Origin of the sequence: Tamilnaduibacter salinus, from assembly GCF_003096655.1 — a bacterium.
Classification (GTDB): Bacteria; Pseudomonadota; Gammaproteobacteria; order Pseudomonadales; family Oleiphilaceae; genus Tamilnaduibacter; species Tamilnaduibacter salinus.
Window position 1 is genome coordinate 231,330 of sequence record NZ_QEKQ01000004.1, and the last position, 15,104, is coordinate 246,433.

Here is a 15,104-nt window from a genome sequence, read left to right on the forward strand (position 1 = left end):
GCCCGTTTAACCGGCGTCCCTGGCTGACTATACTGCCCTCCCACACTGGACGCCCGGGATTGTGACGTGTCGCGCCGACTGCTTTGGCTACCAATACTCCTTCTGCTTGGCCTGGCCAGCTTTGTGCTGGCGATGGGGTGGGGCTCGGTGGTCATTGACCCGTTCGCCGCCGTGAGCGGGCGTCTTCCTGACTGGCAGAGCACGATTCTGTACGACCTGCGCCTGCCCCGGGCCGTAGCCGCGTTCCTGGTCGGTGGGTTGTTGTCGGTGGCGGGCGTGCTGATGCAGGTATTGCTGCGCAACCCCCTGGCGGAGCCTTATGTGCTCGGCATTTCCGGAGGGGCGGCCGTCGCCGCATTGGGGGCGATCACACTGGGGCTGGGAAGCTGGTGGGTCTCCGGCAGTGCCTTTGCCGGCAGTCTGGTGAGTATGGTGTTGGTGTTTGTCCTCGGCGGTCACGGCGGCTTTGGCCGGGGCGAACGCCTGCTGCTGACCGGTGTGGTGATCGCAGCAGGCTGGGGTGCGGTGATCAGCCTTTTGCTGGTGCTGGGGCCGGATCAGTCCCTGCGGGGGATGCTGTTCTGGCTGATGGGCGATCTGTCGCGTGTGGCGTCGCCCGGCTGGGCGCTGGTGCCGCTGGTGCTGGGTGGCGTATTGGCCTTTGCGCTGGCGCCAGCACTGGATATTCTGGCCCGCGGCGACGATCAGGCGGCCGCGCTTGGTGTTGAAGTCACCCGTGTGCGATGGGCCTGCTACCTGACGGCATCCCTGTTGACCGCCTGTGCGGTGACACTGGCCGGTCCGATTGGGTTTGTCGGGCTGGTGGTGCCGCACCTGATGCGACAGTGGCTCGGGGCCGGGCATCGGGTACTGTTGCCGGCGAGCCTGCTGGCGGGGGGCGCCCTGTTGGTGGTTGCGGACACGGCGGCACGATCGGTCCTGGCGCCACGGCAACTGCCTGTTGGCGTACTGACGGCGGCGGTCGGTATCCCGTTGTTTCTCTATCTGTTGCGGCGACGGAGCGTGGGCGGATGACGATTCCGGAAATGACCCTGACGGCCCTGAACGTGGGGCGTCGCCAGCCTTTGTTCTCCGAACCGTTGTCACTGTCCACATCGGGTGGGGAGATCTGGGCCGTGCTCGGGGAAAATGGCATCGGTAAGTCGACGCTGCTGCTGACGCTGGCCGGATTGCTGCCGCCCCTCGCCGGGTCGGTGCGCCTCGGTGATCGCGTGCTCCATCGGGCGCGGCGCCGGTTGGTTGCCCGGGAAGTCGGTCTGTTGCTTCAGCAACCGAACCTGGATTTCCCGTTCACGGTCCGGGAAGCCGTGGGTGCTGGTCGATTCGCTCATCATTCCGGCTGGGGGGCCATCAGCGCGGCCGACCGGCAGGCGATTGATGCGGCACTATCGGACTGTGACCTGATCCGTCTGCAGGATCAGCCGGTCGATCGCCTATCCGGTGGTGAGCAGCATCGGGTCGCGCTGGCCACCCTGTTCGCCCAGTCTCCCCGCGTCTGCCTGTTCGATGAGCCGGTCAATCACCTGGACCTGCGTCATCGCGCCCGGCTCATGAGCCGCATGCGGTTGCTGGCACGGGACGAGAACCGACTCATCATTATGGCGGTCCACGACATCAATATGGCGGCCCGGCTGGCTGATCGGGTGTTATTGCTGTATCCCGGTGGCGGGCACGACCATGGTGAGGCCCGGGACATGCTGACCGCGAGCCGCCTGCAACGGGTCTATGACCACCCGTTACGTTCCGTGGAATGGCACGGAGAGCGGCTCTGGGTTCCTGAACTCAATCACTGGTCGTGAATGACACCCAGCGTCTAGCGGGCAGACACTAGGAGTCTGCGCGGTAGAAAGTCGCACCGCTGCGACCGCCCCACTGCGAGGCCATTTTGAGCGCTCATTTTCGTTACATAGAACCACTATGCGCCTCAAATGACCGTCAAAATGGCCTCGCATTGGGACGATCTCGCCTGGCACGATTTCTACCGCGCAGACTCCTAGACAGGAACCTCGATCTTTCGCCCGCGGTAGGTAATGGTGCGGGTCCGGGCCGAGTCGGCCTCGTTGTTGGCAGGCGATTCGGCGGTTGTCTCTTCCGGCTCAGGCATAACGCGTCCGCGATAGACGCGGTGGGGGCGCTCGTCCCCGTCGGTGCTGTGGTCGTTCAGGGTTGGGCGGGCTTCCAGCAGGCGCTCCCAGAGCTGCTGGAGCTGGCGTGAACGGGACTGGCGGGCATACTGTGCCAGGCGGTGCTCGAGGTCGTCGTCTGTGAGGTGCAGTTTGACGCCGAACTCCGATTGGATCAGTCGGCGGCACTGATGAACCAGGCGCAGTAATGAATGATCCATCAGCCAGGTACGATCTGCCTCAGGTGTCACCATGTTACTTCCTCTCTACCGATGGTGGCGTCGAATCCCGAAGTCGGGATCACGGACAGGATGCGAAAAGCGTGCCTCCGGTATCGGGCTGTTTTTCGTGGTATTCGTGACCTGTTACGGGGCAGAGGGGCCTCGTTCTGCGCCCTTTTGACGCTGCATCACCGAATTGACGTGACGGCGACTACGACATAAAGTGCGCGTCCAACAGATCAACAAGGCAGGCGGTGACGGGAAGCTGGTGTGATTCCAGCGCTGCCCCCGCAACGGTAACTGATCGACCGTCCTGAAGGGCGGTCCTCGGCAACCAGAACCACTGGGGAAACCTGGGAAGGTGGTTGTTGACGTGCATCGCACGGATCAGAAGCCCGGAGACCGGCCGTCTGCCTCCAGCCCGTTCGCATACCGGAACGGGCGGGCCAATGCGGTGTCGCGGAGGGCGTCACCGGTGGTGCGTTCCGGCTGATGGCCTCTCTCGCCGCCTGTCTCCTCCGTGCCCGTCCATGTGCAGAGAGGAGACATCATCGTGACTACCCCCACCCGCCTGTCCCTGGCGATTGCGATCACTCTGGCGCCACTGGCAGTCGAGGCTGAAGAACTTGACCCCATTGTCGTCACCTCGGCGAAGACCGTCGAAACGGTGAATCAGTCCAATGCCTCGGTCACGACCTTTACCCGGGAAGACATTGAAAACAGCCCGGCGAACACGCTGGACGAACTGTTGATCGGCATTCCCGGCATTTCGGTGGCCAACTCCGGCGGGTACGGCAAGCAAACAAGCCTGTTCACCCGAGGTACCGAATCCAACCATACGTTGGTAATGGTGGACGGTGTGCGAATCAACACCGCCCAGGAAGGGGCGGGCCTGATCCAGCACATTCCGTTGTCACAGGTTGAGCGTGTCGAAGTCGTGCGTGGCCCCCGTTCCAGTCTATACGGGTCCGATGCGTTGGGTGGTGTGGTCCAGGTGTTCAGCCGCCGTCCGGACGTGTCGTTTGAAGGCATGACCGAGCTGACGGCGGGAACCGAGGACACCTACGGGATCACTCAGTACCTGGGGGGGGCTCAGGATGGCACGCGCTGGGACCTGACGGTCAGTGGCCTCCAGACTGGGGGGAACGACGCGCAGAAAGGGTTTGAGCCGGACGATGATGGCTTTGATAACGCGTCCATCAATGGCGGCTTTGAAAGCCAGGTAACGGACAATGCCGCTGTCGGCGCTCGCCTGTACCAGTCTGAGGGCCGCTACGAATTTGATCAGTCCTCGACGATGGGGGCCGACAAGAGTGATTTTCTGCAGCGCACGCTCCAGGCCTACACCGATCTGCAGCTGTCGGACCGTACCTCCCTGAATCTCACGCTTTCCGAGGCGACGGAGCGCCGTCGGGACTATGTGGACGATCAGCCACAGGGCAAAAGCACCATCGGTACTCAGACGAAAGCGTCCGCCACGCTGGACTATGTGGTCCTGGCGAATATGGACGCCAAGTTGGGGTTTGAGCGCACTGACGACGACTACGATCAGCCGACTCAACAGGGGGCCTTCGGCCCCACCCCAGCGATCGACGAAGAGCGATTCAACAACGCTGTATTCGGGCAGTTGCTGGGCGGCTGGAAGGCCTTTTCCTACCAGTTGGGTCTGCGCCACGACAACAACGAACAGTTCGGTGAGCATACGACCGGCAATGCGGTGATTGGTTACGAGATCACGCCGGCGGCCAAGCCCTATGCCAGCTACGGGACGGCGTTTGTGACGCCCACATTTGTCGATCTTTACTTCCCGGGGTTCAGCAACCCGAACCTCGACCCGGAGCAAGGCGAGACGGCTGAAATCGGCTTGAAAGGCAGCGGCGATCACTGGCGCTACAGCATCGCCGCCTTCTATTCCGAGATTGAGGATCTGATTGTGTTCCCGGGTTCTCAGCCGGAGAACGTGGACTCCAGCTACATCCGGGGTGGCGAAGCGAGCGTTGCCTATGACTGGAACCAGTGGTGGTTCGAACTGGCTGCCGGTTACACGCGCGCGGTCAACGCTGACAGTGACGAGCAGTTGATCCGGCGCCCCAAGTGGAGTGGCCGCGCCTCGGCGCGCTATGAGATCAGCGACGTCAGCCTGCGGGCCGATGTGCGCAGTCAGGGCCACAGCCATGACACGGACTTTGCTGCCTTCCAGCGTGTGCGCATGGCCGGCTTTGCGGTGACGGACCTCTCCGCCTCCTGGAAGGTCCGGGATGGGGTTGAACTTGAAGCGAAAGCCAGGAATGTCTTCGATCAGGAAGCCGAAACGGTGTTCGGTTACAACGACCGCGGACGGCTGGTGACGGCGACCATTCGGTTCCGGTATTGAGCCGGCCGGTCGCCGCGACGGATGTCGAGGGAAATAGAGCGGTTTATACCGCGGGGCGCATTGTTCAATGCGCCTCGTCCCAGTTATCCCCCACGCCCGCATCCACCAAGAGCGGCACGTCCAGATCAGCGGCCTTGCTCATCCGCTGGGTAAGGTTCTCGATCACGTCATCCAGGGCGGTTTCACGCACTTCCAGAATCAGCTCGTCGTGCACCTGCATGATCATCTGGGCGTCCTCCGGATGGTGGTCCATCAGCCAGTGATCCACATCCACCATGGCCCGTTTGATGATGTCGGCGGCCGTGCCCTGCATGGGGGCGTTAATCGCCGTGCGTTCGGCAGCCTGGCGCATCTGGTGGTTGCGGGCGCCGATATCGGGCAGGTAAAGGCGTCGGCCAAACAGGGTTTCCACATACCCCTGTTCGTGCGCCTGTTGGCGGATGTTATCCATGTAACGGGCGACCCCCGGATAGCGCTCAAAATACTGGTCGACGTACTGCTGCGCCTCGTTGCGTTCAATGCCAAGCTGCCGCGACAGGCCCCAGGCCGACATGCCGTAGATGAGCCCGAAGTTGATCGCCTTGGCACTGCGGCGCTGGTCACCGGTAACGTCAGCGAGCGGGGTATCGAACACCTCGGACGCCGTGGCGCGGTGGATGTCCTTGCCCTCCGCAAACGCGGTCAGCAGTCCCTCGTCGCCGGACAGGTGCGCCATGATGCGCAGTTCGATCTGCGAGTAGTCGGCGGCGACCAGCTTGAATCCCTCCGGGGCAATAAAGGCCTGCCGGATACGCCGGCCCTGCTCGGTGCGAATGGGAATGTTCTGAAGATTCGGCTCCGAGGAGGAGAGGCGCCCCGTGGCCGCGATGGCCTGATGATACGAGGTGTGGACGCGGCTGGTGTTGCCGTGAATCATTTCCGGCAGCCGGTCGGTGTAGGTGGACTTGAGTTTGCTCAGGCTGCGGTGCTCGAGAATCAGGTGTGGCAGTTGGTAGTCGTGTGCCAGCTCCTGCAATACCGGCTCGGCGGTTGACGGGGCACCTTTGGGTGTCTTGCGGATCACCGGCAGTCCCAGCTTCTCGTAGAAAATGGCCTGAAGCTGTTTGGGCGAACCGAGGTTGAACGTTTCGCCAGCCTCCTCATGGGCCTCCTTCTCCAGCTCCGCCATGCGAGTGGCCAGTTCCTGACTCTGACGGGCCAGTGTGTCGGCGCTGATCAGGGCGCCGCGCTGCTCCATCCGGGACAGTACCGGGACCAATGGCATGTCGATGGCGGTATAGACGGATTCGAGCGAGGCGGTTTCCTTCAGGCGCGGGCGCAGGGTGCGGTGCAGCCGTATCGTGATGTCCGCGTCCTCGGCTGCATAGGGGCCGGCCTGCTCCAGGTCGATCTGGTTGAAGGTCAGCTGTTTGGCGCCCTTGCCGGCGATGGTTTCGAATTTGGTGGTGGTCTGCCCCAGGTACTTCTGTGCCAGGCTGTCCATGTCATGCCGGGTGCCCACCGAGTCCAGCACATAGGACTCCAGCATCGTGTCGTCGGCAATGCCCCGCAGTGTGATGCCGTGATTGGCCAGCACGTTCATGTCGTATTTCAGGTTCTGGCCGACTTTACGTCGCTCCGCGTCTTCGAGCAGCGGGCGGAGGCTGGCCAGCACCTTCTCTCTGTCGAGCTGATCCGGCGCTCCCAGATAGTCGTGGGCCAGTGGCACGTAGGCCGCTTCGCCGGGGGTCACCGCAAAAGAAACGCCAACGATGGCCGCCTCCATGTAATTGAGGCTGGTGGTTTCGGTGTCGAAGGCGAATTCGCCGGCCTCCTTGAGTGCTGTCAGCCAGGTCTCGAACGCAGCCTGTTCGGTCACGATGTCGTAGCGGGTTTCCTTTGGGGCATCCGGCGTGTTGCCGGGCGTGTCACGTCCATCGCCACTGAGTTCCTCAATCCAGGAGCGGAACTCCATCTGCCGGAACCAGTCCAGCAACTGCTCGTGGTTGGGAGCCCGCTCGGCGACCTCGTCGATCCCAAAGTCGAGCGTGACGTCCGTACGGATGGTGGCCAGATCGCGGCTGAGCGGGAGTGTTGCCTTCGCGGCTCGCAGATTCTCGCCGATCTTGCCCTTGATGGCGTCGGCGTTCTCCATGACCGCGTCGAGGCTCTCATACTGCTGGAGCCATTTGGCCGCGGTCTTCGGCCCGCATTTTTCCACCCCCGGTATGTTGTCGACTTTGTCGCCAACCAGGGCGAGGTAGTCGATGATCTGTCCGGGGCCAACACCGAATTTCTCGTAGACACCATCGCGGTCCATCCGGGTTTCGGTCATGGTGTTGACCAGCGTCACGTGATCGCTGACCAGCTGCGCCATGTCCTTGTCGCCGGTGGAGATCACAACGTCGATTCCCTGTTCGGTGGCCTGGCGGGCGAGGGTGCCGATCACATCGTCAGCCTCCACGCCGGGAACGATCAGCAGCGGGTGCCCCATGGCCTCAATGATCGCGTGAATGGGCTCAATCTGCTCGGCCAGGTCGTCCGGCATGGGTGGACGATTGGCTTTGTAGTCCTCGAACATCTCGTGGCGGAAGGTCTTGCCTTTGGCATCGAACACGACCACGACGCGGGAACCGGGGAAATCCTGATCCAGACGACGGATCATGTTCACCACGCCCTTGACGGCTCCGGTGGGCTGTCCGGCGCTGTTGGTCAGCGGGGGCAGGGCATGGTAGGCGCGGAAGAGATAGGAAGAGCCGTCCACAAGGACGATGGGGGCCGTGTCGTTCTGGCTCATAGGTAATCGAATCCCAGTGTGTCAGAGTGATTGGGCTGTATAATAACAGTCAACGACCACCCGAGAATGTCTGAGGTGACCATGCGTGCGGTTCGTGGCCTTTTCGCTCTTTTACTACTCCTGCCATTGGTCGCGTCTGCCCAGGACAGCGGCAACAATGCCGTCCGGGCGTCCGACTATCCGCCGGCCTCGGAGGGGCGGGTCGTTATACGCCCGGGCGAGGACAAAACCTATTACGAGTACCGGGTGGGCGGCGAGATTCGCGAAATTCGGGTGGAGCCAGATGTGGGGCCCGTCTATTACCTCGTCCCCGCCAAAGATGGCGAGTACATCCGCCAGGACGGCTCCCAGATGGTGGTGCCGAGCTGGGTGATCTTTGAGTGGTAGCCGTTACCGCGATCCCCTCGGGATTCCTGTGTTCAAGGACACTAGATGACGGAGGCGGTGACCGGATGGGAGGGCCTGCTTTCTTGGTTGAGCGAGTCGATGGTGGCGATGGTGAAGATGTAGACGCCGGCTTCCAGGGTTAGTGTGTGTTCCGTGGCGCTTCCGTTGTTCACAGTGACGGACCGGAACTGCTCTTCGGTTTTAAGTCGATAACGGATTCGGTATCCCTCGATATCGGCAGGATATAGTTTGCTGCCGTCCATCCTCTTCCCCGGCGGCGTCCAGCGGAGTGTCACGGACGCCATTATCGACCCCGACTTGTTCCCGCCATCGGCGACGCTGCTGCCGGACGCGACTTCGTTGCTGGAAGCGACTCCGTTGCCGGAAGCGACGGTACCCGCTGCCGTCTCAGTGGTTTCCGGGTCTTTGCAGGCTGCGAGTAGAAAAGCGGTTGCGAAGAAGATGGTGCTGGCGATCAGGCGTTTTGAGCGTATCGCTGACATGTTGATGGCACCGCTGAACGATGGATGTCAGAGGGACAACCCGGGTGCGTGCGCATCCCTCCTCCAAGTGACTGCCTATTATGCCGATACCCAGCTGTATCGCAACCAGTCTTCGCGATCCATTACCGGACCGTAACCGCACGAGACACCAGACGGGACACTAGGAGCCTGCGCGGTAGAAAGTCGCACCGCTGCGACCGCCCCACTGCGGTCCCTTTTGAGCGCTCATTTTCGTTACATAGAACCACTATGCGCCTCAAATGACCGTCAAAATGCCCTCGCAGTGGGACGATCTCGCCTGGCACGATTTCTACCGCGCAGACTCCTAGTATGAACATTCTAATTTTTCGACGTACGGTTTTCTGCGAATCGCAGTCAAAGGTTCGCCAGCCGACGATGAGCGAGCCTTGAGTCAATCATCCCTTTCCGTCGAAGGAGTAGCACCATGGGTAAACTGAAGAACTATCAGGAACAGATTCAGGAAGTTGTTGAGAAAGGTATCAACGCGGCTGAGGAGCAGCAGAAGAAGCTGGCCGAGAAGCCGTTTGAGTATGCTGAAAAGCTTGAAGCAGACGTTCGTGAATACAGCGTCAAGAGCCTTCGTCAGCGTTATGACGGCTACAGCGAAAGCCTGTTCGAGCAACTGCGGGGCCTGAACAGCCGGTTCGGCAGCTTCGCTGCGGACCTGGTCGCCAAGCTGGAGAAGGAAGCGGCTGAAGGCGCAGACGCCGTGTCTGAAGCGGGCGAGAAGGTGTCTGAAACCGCTCAAACGGCCAAGAAGCAGACCACATCATCTTCGTCCACTGCCAAGAAGAGCACGGCGAAGTCGTCTTCCGCCAAGACCAGCACGGCGAAAAAGAGCACGGCCAAGAAGTCGACGGCTTCCGCGTAAACCGCTGACTCTGTCAGGTGCGCACTCAGCGCGCCGACTGAAAAGGGCACCGCGGGGCGGTGCCTTTTTTACGTCGGGCCATCGGCGTCGGGCAGTTCGATGGAAAGGGTGCGCTCCTTGCCGGTGATGGTTTCCAGCCGCCGAATCTTCTCCTCGTATTCCTCACGGATGACGCGTGTTTCCGCCTGCTGTTCCTCAATCTCGCTGCGGATCTCTTTGATTCGGGACTGGAGGCGATCAATTCTCTCGGTAACCGCCTCCGAGACCGTCTGGCCGGCGCGTTCCATATCCGCGGCACGCTGTTCCTGCTCGGCCAGCTGGCTGCGTACAACGGAGATGTTGCCGCGCTTGAGCTGAACGAGGCTGCGTCGTTCCTCAAGCTTGCGACGCAGGGCCCGGACCGCATCGTCCGGGTGGCTGTACGTGCGGAGCAGCTCCGCATCCTGTTTGCGCTGGGCTTCCTGTTGTGCTTTTCGCTCCTGACGCGCCTTGCGGGCCTCAATCTCTTCTTCCGTCGGCGCCGGTTCGACCCGCTCGATCACACGGCCCTGCGAGTTGAGGATGTCATAGCCTCGCTCGGAGGCATTTGAGGGAACGGTATTGCTGATGACCGTCTTACCGTTCTCGTCCGTGTACCGATACATTGTTGACGCCACGGCGAGAGCCGGAGTCAGACCGATACACAGCGCTGTTGCCAGAATCGCCTGTCGTTTGGCTGTCATGTCTCGCGGATTCCGGTGATGATGAGGATGAGTTTTAACATCTTCAGGATAACAGAAAGCGCCAAGGCAACACGGTCGGCTCGTGTTACTAGTGTCCCGTCTGGTTAATTCGCTGATCTACTGAGCGCCTGAACGCTTTGAGAGCAAGGCGCGGTGGCGACGGTTTGGTGGTTCCAAATCGAGCTGCCGCAACACCGCTATCAAAGCGTTCAGGCGCTCCCGGAGGGCGCACCGCTGACGCCTCTGGACCTGCGTTGCCAACCCTTGATGTAGAACCACCACACCGGCGGCCTGGCGCCTTGGCCAGAGGCGTCAGCGGTACGCAGTAGGTCAACGAATTAACCAGACGGGACACTAGACGCCGTAGGCCTGTCGGTAAGCCTCGACTCTCTCGGCACGGTCTGAAAAACCGGGCGTTTCCCGGAGGTACGCGAGAATCTGCTCCAGCCGGACAATGCTAACCACCGGCAGATCGAACTCGGCCTCAACCTCCTGAATGGCGGAACGGTCGCTCTGGCCCCGTTCCTGTCGGTCGAGGGCAATCAGCACGCCCGCCGGCTCGGCGCCGGCGGCACGGATGGTGTCGATGGACTCGCGGATGGCGGTGCCGGCGGTGATCACGTCGTCGATGATAAGCACTCTGCCCTGAAGTGGGGCGCCGACGATGTTGCCGCCCTCGCCATGCTCCTTGGCCTCTTTGCGATTGAAGGCCCAGGGGCGATCATCGCCCTTGTCGGCAAGGGCCATTGCGGTGGCTGTGCCCAGCGGAATGCCCTTATAGGCAGGGCCGAACAGCATGTCATAATTCAGGCCGCTATTTTGCAGGGCATTCGCGTAGGCTCGGCCGAGCTGCAGAAGGTCGCTGCCGGTGTCGAACAGGCCAGCGTTGAAAAAGTAGGGGCTGGTCCGTCCGGACTTGAGTGTGAAGTCACCGAAACGAAGCACGTTCCGGCGTATGGCAAAGTCGATGAAATCTCGCTGATAGTCGTGCATTCCGGGCACTCTCGGAGCTTTTCAATTGGTGCGAAAACGGTATCATACACGCAAAATTCTCAGGGATTACATATGCGGGTTGTTTCCATCAGCGTCAACGGTCTTAAGCAGGCCATTGAAAACGGGTTCTTTGAGTGGCTGAAAAGCCAGGACGCCGATGTGGTCTGTGTGCAGGACCATCGCATGAGGGCCTGGGAGTTTGACGACCCGCGGTACACGCCGGAAGGCTACGAAGCCTATTTCATTGACGGGGAAGAGAACGAGCAGGGCAGCGTCGGGATCTATACGCGCCATTTCCCGAAGGCCATCATTTATGGGTTTGCCAATGAGCAGGCGGATCGGGAAGGCCGGTTCCTGCAGGCCGATTTCGACAAGGTGAGCGTGGCCTGTGTGCTGGCCCCCTGTGCCCTGGGCCGAGAAGATGAGCCGCTGGGCGATACCGATGAAACCCGGCTCGATCACAAGGATGCCTTCATGCAGGCGTTTGGCCTGCATATGCAGAAAACGCTCCGCAAACGCCGCCAGTTCATCTTCGGTGCCAACCTGCAGACCGCCCATCACGTGACCGACACCAGTCCGCGCTACCACAAGCTGGATGTGTCTGGCTTCCTGCCCCACGAGCGTGCCTGGCTGGACCGGCTGTTCGAGGAGATGGGCTGTATTGACGCTTTCCGTGAAATCAACAAGGAAGGGAATCAGTTCACTTGGTGGCCCGAGTGGGCCGAGGGCTGGCGCAAACACGCCGGCTGGCGTACCGACTACCAGCTCACCACGCCGGGTATCCGCCGTCGCATTGAAGACGCCTGGATCGATGATTCAACCCGCTTCTCCGACCATGCGCCGGTGATCGTCGATTACGACATTGAGATTGGGTTCTGAAAAACGGTTGGTTGGCCACGGAAAAACTCGGAAATCACGGAAACGCCTTCAAGCAACACTTGGAGGGTCAGACAGTTTTAAAGTCTGAGGGTTTTAAAGTTGGCAAAGTGTGCATCTCAGGCGCTTGTCCGCCTTAAAACTTTCGGACTTTAAGACCTTGAAACCATTCGTGTCCGAGGCGAAAAACGATCCTTCCCTGGATCGATCTTCAGGCGCGTCAGCCTTCTTCCAACGCCTTCTTCTGGATCTCAAACAGCTGGTTGATACCCTGCTTGGCCAGGTTCAGCATGCTGTCCAGTTCGGACTGCTCGAATGGCTCGCCTTCAGCGGTGCCCTGCAGTTCGATGAAGCCGCCCCGGTCCGTCATGATCACGTTCATGTCCGTCTCCGCCGACGAATCTTCCGGGTAGTCCAGGTCGGCCACCGCAGCGCCTTCGTAGATGCCGACGGACAACGCCGCAACCATCTGTTTCAGCGGCGAGGCTTTCAGAGTGCCTTTGGCGACCATGCTATTGAGGGCATCGACCAGTGCCACGCAGCCGCCGGTGATCGCGGCGGTGCGGGTGCCGCCATCGGCCTGGATGACGTCGCAGTCAATGGTGATGCTGTTTTCGCCGAGCTTTTTCAGATCCACGGCGGCGCGCAGTGAGCGCCCGATCAGCCGCTGGATCTCGACGGTGCGCCCGCCCTGCTTGCCGCGGGCGGCCTCGCGGCCCATTCGGCTGCCGGTGGAGCGGGGCAGCATACCGTACTCCGCAGTGATCCAGCCCTGACCGGCCCCGCGCAGAAACGGTGGTACCTTGTTCTCGACAGAGGCCGTGCAGATCACTTTCGTGTCGCCGAATTCAATCAGCACAGAGCCTTCAGCGTGCTTGGTGTACTGGCGTGTGATGCGCACATCACGCGGTTGTTCCGGTGCGCGTCCACTCGGTCGCATGGAATCCCCTTTCATAACGGATGAGTATGTGGAAACGGCCGTTGAGAGACGGCCGGTTTCGGCTGGAAAAGAGCGCAGAGTGTAACACGTCCCCTCCGCTGCGTTGCGCTGGTAGACTGGGTGAGCCAATCGCTTTCACCCGACCGGAGTTGCGTGATGATCCGAAGCATGACCGCGTTTGCCCGAAAGGATACCGAGGGGGCCTGGGGAACACTCACCTGCGAACTCCGAACCGTCAATCACCGGTATCTGGAGCCGTCTCTGCGATTGCCGGAAGGACTCCGTGAGCTGGAAAACGAGCTGCGCGAGACGCTGCGGACCCGCCTGGGACGGGGCAAGGTGGACGTGGGGATGCGGCTGAACCTTCAGGAAAATACCGAGGAAGGGCTCACGGTCAACATGGCGCTGGCCGAGTCGCTCAACCACGCCGCGCGCCAGGTGAATCGTATTCTCGACAATCCGGCCCATGTCAGCGCCCTGGAAGTGCTGCGCTGGCCGGGTGTGCTGGAAGCGCCGGCCCACAACATGGCACCCGTCCATGAGGCAGCCCGGCAACTCTTTGGTGAGGCACTCGATGAATTGATCACTGTGCGCGAACGCGAGGGCGAACGGCTACGTCCGTTGTTCGACGAGCGCCTCACGGAGATGAGCGACCGGGTCGCAGAGGTGCGCTCGGCAATGCCCCGGCTGCTGGAGCGTCAGTCTGAGCAGATCCGAGAGCGGTTTCAGGCTGCCGGTGTGGAGCTTGACGAGGACCGTCTGGCGCAGGAGCTGACACTGCTGGCGCAGAAGTCGGATGTGTCGGAGGAGCTGGACCGTCTCGATGCCCACGTCCGGGAAGTCCGTGAAACGCTCGACGCCGACAGGCCGATCGGCCGACGCCTCGACTTCCTGATGCAGGAGCTCAACCGGGAAGCGAACACCCTGAGCAGCAAATCCCTGGACGCCGACGTCACTCGCCATGCGGTGAGCCTGAAGGTGCTGATCGAGCAGATGCGCGAACAGGTGCAGAACCTGGAGTAGCTGTTTCGATGGTGGAGCGGCCCACCACCAGCGGCGGCGGGCAACTCTGCGATGAAGTCCCTTTTTAGGCGCCAGTGTCCTCTCTGGGGCGGGAGTTTCCAGAGGTGATTGGCTGCGGGACTGAGGGGTTAGTACGCGTCGTATTTGTTTTCAATCTGCCGTTTTTTGGAAATAAATTGTTGTTTTGAAATTGTCTCCATCATCAACTTGTCTTCCAGTTGACTAACGGCCTTATTCTTTTTTCGTTGGAGCGTTTGTTTGGTCGCGTAGTAGTTGATCGATTGAGCGCCTTGGTAGCCGCTGACTGGGTCCCACAGAATTGACACTGGCCAGAATAAGAGATTTACGATTCCAGCTCCATATTCGCGAACATAGAAAGAGCCGCCTCCCGGCAAAAGCCCCAAAGCGGCCGCCGCACCTGGATTCTTCTCCTCAATAGCCAGCCCTTTTGCCTGATATCCTCTAAGCTCCTGTTTCTGTCCCCCAGTCAACGGTGTTGCGCAGCCGGTAATAACGGCAATAGCGATGGTGGCGATGGCAAGTCGGATTGATGCTCTCATTGCTTATGATCCCTGTGTTGCAAAACCTTTTTCTTCTACCTGCTTGAAGAAGGTGTTGAGTGTCTGGTGGAGCTGCTGTTCGTAAAGCTGCTTGGAAGCTCGATAGAGTGGTGTCAGCGACTCGTAGAAGGCAGCCTGATGGTCAGCTTTATCGCGAATCTCGAATCGCTTCTGGTGAACCGTTGAGCCACTATTCGTCTTGAGCTCATACACGGCGTCGAATTCTGCAGTGATGTCCCAAAGGTCTGGTCCGAGCCCGAGCGTGAAAAGACCAATTCCGAAACTTTTCAGAAATTCATAGTCCCAAGCTGTCGGGCCGTGCTTTTTATAGGCCTTGATGCGGACGCTCATCAAGTAGTCGGCAGACGTTTCGGACGTTACGGTCGCCATTCCTGCCGGCAAATGGGATTGGATAATGCTATCGGTATTGGCAAGTGTTCTCCGCGAGACAGAAGAGAGTTCCGATTCACCAATAGGCGACATCGGTTGCTGTTCGATGTCGTTCAGGATGCCGGGTTCTGGCTGACTATAAAGAATGTCATGGTGAATCGTTTTTTGATTGAAATCGTCGCTGACGATTTTGTATGAATCGGGCGCTTGAAATTGAGCATGGCTGGCGCAGCCCGAGAGCGCGATAGCTATAAAAGCTGTGAAAAATGGTCTCATCTCGTAGCCTCCTATCTTTAGGGGGCG

The 15,104-nt window shown here is 60.5% G+C and carries 15 protein-coding genes and 1 riboswitch; of the genes, 7 read left to right on the forward strand and 8 right to left on the reverse strand.

Annotated elements, in window-relative coordinates; all coding sequences use genetic code 11:
- The first annotated feature begins 66 nt into the window (after positions 1-66).
- Positions 67-1,035, forward strand: a complete 969-nt coding sequence (locus tag C8D92_RS07860) for a FecCD family ABC transporter permease (protein WP_095611531.1) — start codon at positions 67-69, stop codon at positions 1,033-1,035.
- Positions 1,032-1,820, forward strand: coding sequence for an ABC transporter ATP-binding protein (locus tag C8D92_RS07865; RefSeq protein ID WP_116918989.1), 789 nt, complete (start codon positions 1,032-1,034; stop codon positions 1,818-1,820). The genes C8D92_RS07860 and C8D92_RS07865 overlap by 4 nt, the downstream gene beginning before the upstream one ends.
- A 194-nt stretch (positions 1,821-2,014) precedes the next feature.
- Here C8D92_RS07865 and C8D92_RS07870 read toward each other — a convergent pair whose 3' ends face one another.
- Positions 2,015-2,398 carry a hypothetical protein gene (locus C8D92_RS07870; protein ID WP_116918990.1) on the reverse strand — a complete coding sequence of 128 codons (384 nt, stop codon included), beginning with the start codon at positions 2,396-2,398 and terminating at the stop codon, positions 2,015-2,017.
- Between the two features lie 202 nt (positions 2,399-2,600).
- Positions 2,601-2,790, forward strand: a riboswitch (cobalamin riboswitch).
- A gap of 128 nt (positions 2,791-2,918) precedes the next feature.
- Between C8D92_RS07870 and C8D92_RS07875 the strand changes: the two genes are divergently transcribed.
- A complete protein-coding gene (locus C8D92_RS07875) occupies positions 2,919-4,739 on the forward strand; it encodes a TonB-dependent receptor domain-containing protein (RefSeq protein WP_165819251.1) in 1,821 nt (606 codons plus the stop codon).
- Positions 4,740-4,803: 64 nt separating this feature from the next.
- On the opposite strand, the gene polA is transcribed toward C8D92_RS07875, so the two are convergent.
- The gene (gene polA / locus C8D92_RS07880) at positions 4,804-7,515 is read right to left on the reverse strand and encodes a DNA polymerase I (RefSeq protein ID WP_116918992.1); all 2,712 of its coding nucleotides are present in this window, start codon (positions 7,513-7,515) and stop codon (positions 4,804-4,806) included.
- Between the two features lie 81 nt (positions 7,516-7,596).
- Between polA and C8D92_RS07885 the strand changes: the two genes are divergently transcribed.
- Positions 7,597-7,902 (forward strand): DUF2782 domain-containing protein, encoded by a 306-nt coding sequence (locus C8D92_RS07885; RefSeq protein WP_116919052.1) that lies wholly within the window; start codon positions 7,597-7,599, stop codon positions 7,900-7,902.
- Between the two features lie 41 nt (positions 7,903-7,943).
- Here C8D92_RS07885 and C8D92_RS15585 read toward each other — a convergent pair whose 3' ends face one another.
- A complete protein-coding gene (locus tag C8D92_RS15585; RefSeq protein ID WP_133243119.1) occupies positions 7,944-8,405 on the reverse strand; it encodes a fibronectin type III domain-containing protein in 462 nt (153 codons plus the stop codon).
- A gap of 445 nt (positions 8,406-8,850) precedes the next feature.
- On the opposite strand from C8D92_RS15585, the gene C8D92_RS07900 reads away from it, so the two are divergent.
- Entirely contained in the window at positions 8,851-9,297 is a 447-nt protein-coding gene (locus tag C8D92_RS07900; protein ID WP_116918994.1) for a hypothetical protein, read from the forward strand.
- 68 nt (positions 9,298-9,365) lie between these two features.
- Here C8D92_RS07900 and C8D92_RS07905 read toward each other — a convergent pair whose 3' ends face one another.
- Both C8D92_RS07905 and pyrE read right to left on the reverse strand, forming a co-directional pair.
- On the reverse strand, positions 9,366-10,019 hold the full coding sequence (locus C8D92_RS07905; protein ID WP_095612308.1) for a DUF4124 domain-containing protein: 654 nt from the start codon (positions 10,017-10,019) through the stop codon (positions 9,366-9,368).
- Positions 10,020-10,373: 354 nt separating this feature from the next.
- Positions 10,374-11,012, reverse strand: coding sequence for an orotate phosphoribosyltransferase (pyrE, locus tag C8D92_RS07910; RefSeq protein WP_116918995.1), 639 nt, complete (start codon positions 11,010-11,012; stop codon positions 10,374-10,376).
- 72 nt (positions 11,013-11,084) lie between these two features.
- On the opposite strand from pyrE, the gene C8D92_RS07915 reads away from it, so the two are divergent.
- Complete coding sequence (locus tag C8D92_RS07915) at positions 11,085-11,891, forward strand: exodeoxyribonuclease III (protein WP_116918996.1); 807 nt, start codon at positions 11,085-11,087, stop codon at positions 11,889-11,891.
- Positions 11,892-12,108: 217 nt separating this feature from the next.
- Here the strand turns inward: C8D92_RS07915 and rph are convergent, their stop codons facing one another.
- Complete coding sequence (gene rph / locus C8D92_RS07920; protein WP_095612311.1) at positions 12,109-12,828, reverse strand: ribonuclease PH; 720 nt, start codon at positions 12,826-12,828, stop codon at positions 12,109-12,111.
- A gap of 156 nt (positions 12,829-12,984) precedes the next feature.
- Here rph and C8D92_RS07925 point away from each other — a divergent pair, with 156 nt between their 5' ends.
- Entirely contained in the window at positions 12,985-13,851 is an 867-nt protein-coding gene (locus C8D92_RS07925; protein ID WP_116918997.1) for a YicC/YloC family endoribonuclease, read from the forward strand.
- Positions 13,852-13,979: 128 nt separating this feature from the next.
- Here the strand turns inward: C8D92_RS07925 and C8D92_RS07930 are convergent, their stop codons facing one another.
- Together C8D92_RS07930 and C8D92_RS07935 are read right to left on the reverse strand one after the other, a co-directional pair.
- Positions 13,980-14,411: a hypothetical protein gene (locus C8D92_RS07930; RefSeq protein ID WP_116918998.1), complete on the reverse strand. Its 432-nt coding sequence runs from the start codon at positions 14,409-14,411 to the stop codon at positions 13,980-13,982.
- Positions 14,412-14,414: 3 nt separating this feature from the next.
- Complete coding sequence (locus C8D92_RS07935) at positions 14,415-15,077, reverse strand: hypothetical protein (protein ID WP_116918999.1); 663 nt, start codon at positions 15,075-15,077, stop codon at positions 14,415-14,417.
- Between the last annotated feature and the right edge of the window lie 27 nt (positions 15,078-15,104).

Excerpts from the sequence above, each read along its gene's own strand:
- pyrE (WP_116918995.1), bottom strand. The coding sequence starts at position 11,012 with ATGCACGACTATCAGCGAGATTTCATCGACTTTGCCATACGCCGGAAC.
- C8D92_RS15585 (WP_133243119.1), bottom strand. The coding sequence starts at position 8,405 with ATGTCAGCGATACGCTCAAAACGCCTGATCGCCAGCACCATCTTCTTC.
- C8D92_RS07930 (WP_116918998.1), bottom strand. The coding sequence starts at position 14,411 with ATGAGAGCATCAATCCGACTTGCCATCGCCACCATCGCTATTGCCGTT.
- polA (WP_116918992.1), bottom strand. The coding sequence starts at position 7,515 with ATGAGCCAGAACGACACGGCCCCCATCGTCCTTGTGGACGGCTCTTCC.
- C8D92_RS07915 (WP_116918996.1), top strand. The coding sequence starts at position 11,085 with ATGCGGGTTGTTTCCATCAGCGTCAACGGTCTTAAGCAGGCCATTGAA.
- C8D92_RS07905 (WP_095612308.1), bottom strand. The coding sequence starts at position 10,019 with ATGACAGCCAAACGACAGGCGATTCTGGCAACAGCGCTGTGTATCGGT.
- C8D92_RS07935 (WP_116918999.1), bottom strand. The coding sequence starts at position 15,077 with ATGAGACCATTTTTCACAGCTTTTATAGCTATCGCGCTCTCGGGCTGC.
- C8D92_RS07925 (WP_116918997.1), top strand. The coding sequence starts at position 12,985 with ATGATCCGAAGCATGACCGCGTTTGCCCGAAAGGATACCGAGGGGGCC.
- C8D92_RS07885 (WP_116919052.1), top strand. The coding sequence starts at position 7,597 with ATGCGTGCGGTTCGTGGCCTTTTCGCTCTTTTACTACTCCTGCCATTG.
- C8D92_RS07870 (WP_116918990.1), bottom strand. The coding sequence starts at position 2,398 with ATGGTGACACCTGAGGCAGATCGTACCTGGCTGATGGATCATTCATTA.
- C8D92_RS07900 (WP_116918994.1), top strand. The coding sequence starts at position 8,851 with ATGGGTAAACTGAAGAACTATCAGGAACAGATTCAGGAAGTTGTTGAG.
- rph (WP_095612311.1), bottom strand. The coding sequence starts at position 12,828 with ATGCGACCGAGTGGACGCGCACCGGAACAACCGCGTGATGTGCGCATC.
- C8D92_RS07865 (WP_116918989.1), top strand. The coding sequence starts at position 1,032 with ATGACGATTCCGGAAATGACCCTGACGGCCCTGAACGTGGGGCGTCGC.